3 protein-coding genes and 1 pseudogene are annotated in these 3,416 nt (G+C 63.7%); 1 reads left to right on the top strand and 3 read right to left on the bottom strand.

Features of this window, described 5'->3' with window-relative positions:
• The 3 genes from ACE3UY_RS15545 to nrfH form a co-directional block, all read right to left on the bottom strand.
• On the bottom strand, positions 1 to 710 hold a 710-nt coding region (locus ACE3UY_RS15545; RefSeq protein WP_374688412.1), incomplete at its 3' end, for a thiamine pyrophosphate-binding protein.
• Between the two features lie 200 nt (positions 711 to 910).
• Complete coding sequence (locus ACE3UY_RS15550) at positions 911 to 2,242, bottom strand: ammonia-forming cytochrome c nitrite reductase subunit c552 (RefSeq protein ID WP_374688413.1); 1,332 nt, start codon at positions 2,240 to 2,242, stop codon at positions 911 to 913.
• A 102-nt stretch (positions 2,243 to 2,344) separates the two neighbouring features.
• On the bottom strand, positions 2,345 to 2,776 hold the full coding sequence (nrfH, locus tag ACE3UY_RS15555) for a cytochrome c nitrite reductase small subunit (protein ID WP_374688414.1): 432 nt from the start codon (positions 2,774 to 2,776) through the stop codon (positions 2,345 to 2,347).
• 314 nt (positions 2,777 to 3,090) lie between these two features.
• Here nrfH and ACE3UY_RS15560 point away from each other — a divergent pair.
• Positions 3,091 to 3,416, top strand: a pseudogene (locus tag ACE3UY_RS15560) (dehydrogenase); the annotation flags it as partial.

Genomic DNA, 3,416 nt, shown 5'->3' on the forward strand with positions numbered 1-3,416 from the left:
CCGTTGGTGAAGACGGGCACGGCTGTCTGGTCGGTCAGTTCGCGCAGGGCGTCGCCCGCGCCGTCCCAATAGACCTGTGTGCCGGCGATGATCAGCGGGCGCTGAGCGGCGCGCAGCAGGTCGAACATGGCTTGGACGGCGCTGATTGGCGGTGGAACCGGTTCCACCGCCACCCGGTCGGGCATCCGCTCCGGCGCATCCACGGCGTTGAATAGCACGTCGAAGGGGAGTTCCACGAAGACGGGGCCGGGCCGGCCGCTCAGCGCGTGGCGGTAGGCCGCCGCCAACTGCTCCGGAATGTCCTCGGTGCGCTCCACGGTGAAGCTGGCCTTGGTGAAGGTGCGGAACATCTCCACCTGGGGCATCTCTTGCAACGCGCCCATGCCCTTGGTCTTCAGCGGGGCCGCGCCGCCCAGCAGGATCATCGGGCTGCGGGCCTGGTAGGCGTTGGCGACGCCGGTGACGGCGTCGGTGACGCCCGGCCCGGCAGTGACGAGGGCCACGCCGATGCCGCGCGTCAAGCGGGCGTGGGCGTCGGCGGCGTGGGCCGCCGCCTGTTCGTGCCGGAAGTCGATGACGGCGATATCGTGGTTCAGGCAGCCGTCATAGATGGGCGCGACGTGACCGCCGCAGAGGGTGTAGATGGTGTTGACGCCCTGCGCCGCCAGCGAGCGGGCGACGAGTTCTCCGCCGTGGGCAAACTGCGACATGGAATGCTCCTTTTTGAGTAAGGGTACAACTTGTAGCGCGGGTTGGCAACCCGCCTCTTCAGACGCGGGATGCCACCCGCGCTACAATGCGGGTTGGCAACCTGCCGCGCGGGATGCCATCCCGCGTGACAACGCAAAAACCTCCCATGGGGGTTGGCCCACGAGAGGTTTTTGCCATGAATACCGCGCTACCACGCAGCTTACTTGCTGGCGACCGGCGCGACGTGCTCGGCGGCGATGCGCTGGGCCTCGATCTGCGCCTGACGGGCCATGTCAATGCCGTTCGCCAGCACCCGCGCCGCCTCTTGCGGGCTGTGGAAGCCGGTGCTGTTCTCCGACGAGACGAAGTCCCACCGTAGTGAGGCGCGGCGGTGCAACTCGCGGGCGTTCGCCAACTCATCGTCCGTCGCCCCGGCGTTCTGGGCGACGACGATGGCGTCAATGGCGTCCAACAGCGCTTCCTCGTTCAGCCGCAGCAGGCTGGCCGTCCGCTCCTGGATGGTGTTGATGCGCTCGACCAGTTGCGCCTCGTCCTGCTTGTGGCACGTCTGGCAGGCGTTGTTGACGTTGACCAGTGGGCTACGCAGCCAGTGATCCGACACCTTGACCGCTCCGTCGCGCACGTAGGGCATGTGGCAGTCGGCGCAGGCCACACCCGACTTGGCGTGCAGGCCGGTCGTCCACATCTCGTACTCCGGGTGCTGAATCTTGATCATGGGCGCATTCGTTTCCTTGTGCGCCCAGTCGGTGAAGCCGATCTCGGTGTAGTAGGCGTCGATCTCGTCGATGTTGGTGCCGTTATCCCACGGGAAGGTCAGCACCTTGTCGTCGCCGGCGAAGTAGTACTCCACGTGGCACTGGGCGCAGACGTAGGTGCGCATCTCCTGGCGGGTGGCCTGGGTCACGTCGATGCCGCGCTCGTTCATGGCGTTGATGAAGGCCGGCCGGGTGATGCGCAAATCCATCGTCTGCGGGTCGTGGCAGTCGGCGCAGGACGTGCCCATCTCCAGCTGCCCGACGAGATCGTTGTAGGGCGTGTGGTTGAATTCCTCCCAGCCCATCTCGGCGATCAGCCCCGGCGCGTTGGCCGAGTGGCAGTTGATGCACGCGCCCGGCTGATCCTTGACGACGACGCGCTGCGTGTTGGCCTGGTCGATCTGCATGTAATAGTGGCCGCGCTCCTCGTTGTGGTCAATCGAGAAGGCGTAGCCGGCCCAGATGCGCACCATGGCCGGGACGCGCTCCAGCTTGCTGTATTTGACCGAGCCGCCAAAGGGCGTGCTGATGGTGTCATCCTGGGTCTTGATGAAGGTGTCGTACTGGCGCGGGAAGTTCTGGCCCCAGACGGCCGGGTCCAGTTCGCCCTCGGCGATCTCGACGATCTGGGTGTTGACCGCCGCCTCGGCCTTGCGGTTCTGGATATTGATGAGCAGCGCGCCGACGGCGGCCATGATCAGCGCGCCGCCGATGAAGGCGGCGATAAGCCAGCCGAAGTTGCGCTTGTGTGAGGTGGGTTGTGGTGTTTCGGTCATGGTTCCTCTGAAGAAGCATCCGCAGATTACGCAGATTTTTCAGAAACGTATTTGAACAGTCTGTATTACCTATCGATGTTCTGTCTATGGCAACTGAGATAATCAGCGGCCGTGGCCGACGCCAGCATGGCAGTGCAGGCAGTCGGTGGGATCATCGCCGGCGAGATGGCTGATTTCGCTGGCTACCGTACCGTGGCAGTAGATGCAGTTCTCGGCGGCCACGGTGCGGTTGCGGTCGGTGATACGGATCGGTTCGGGGAAGTTGTTCAGCGTGAAGCGTGTGCTGTGGTTCAGGCCGTTCAGCCCTTTGACCGTCCACTTGCCGACGAAGGTGTGCGGCGTATGGCAGTCGTTGCACACCGCCACCGCCTTGTGGGAGCCGTGGTTCCAACGGTCGAACACGTCGTTCATCACGTGGCAGTTCACGCACGCTTCGGGATCGTTCGATAGATACGATGTCCCGTCGGCGTAGACGAACGTGAATGCCGCCAGACCGGCGATGCCGCCGATCAACAACGTGAACAAAAGTAACACTCGGAAGGGGAGACGATCTAGAAAGGATCGCAGGCGATCCGCGGGTCGCCCTGGTGGAGACGGGTCGGGGCCGGTCAAGGTAACCTCCTATGTAAGCTACGATGGTGCGCGGTTACAGAGAAAGCATAGCATTTATGACGCAGGGCGTCAAGAGATGCGCGAGTGGTGTGTGGCCTAAGCGCTCACGCAAAGAGCGCCAAGTAGGCAAAGAACGCCAAGAATCATTCTTCTTGGCGTTCTTTGCCTACTTGGCGTACTTTGCGTGAGCCTCTTATTCTGTGTAATCTGTGGATTCTTCTTCTACGAGGTGAGTCATGAGCATACCGGAGGAGCCAGGCTACCAGGTTATCCCTTACCCCCGCTCGCGGCGGCTGGTGGTGGACGCGGCGCGGGCGGGCGGCCGCAAGCACATGATCCACGGCCTGGTCGAGTTCGACGTGACCAAGGCGCGGATGATCCTGCGCGAGCACAAAGCGCGCACCGGCGAGTCGCTGTCGTTCACCGCCTTCATCCTGCACTGCGTCGGCGCGGCCGTGGCCCAGGATCGCATGGTGCACGCCTGCAAGGATTGGCGCGGCCGGCTGGTGCTGTTCGACGACGTGGACGTGAACACCATCATCGAGATCCAGTTGGAGGAGCG

Source organism: Promineifilum sp. (SeqCode) (genome assembly GCF_041918635.1).
Classification (GTDB): Bacteria; Chloroflexota; Anaerolineae; order Promineifilales; family Promineifilaceae; genus Promineifilum.

Bases quoted from the DNA above. Each gene is read 5' to 3' on its own strand.
- ACE3UY_RS15550 (WP_374688413.1), bottom strand. From the start codon at position 2,242: ATGACCGAAACACCACAACCCACCTCACACAAGCGCAACTTCGGCTGG.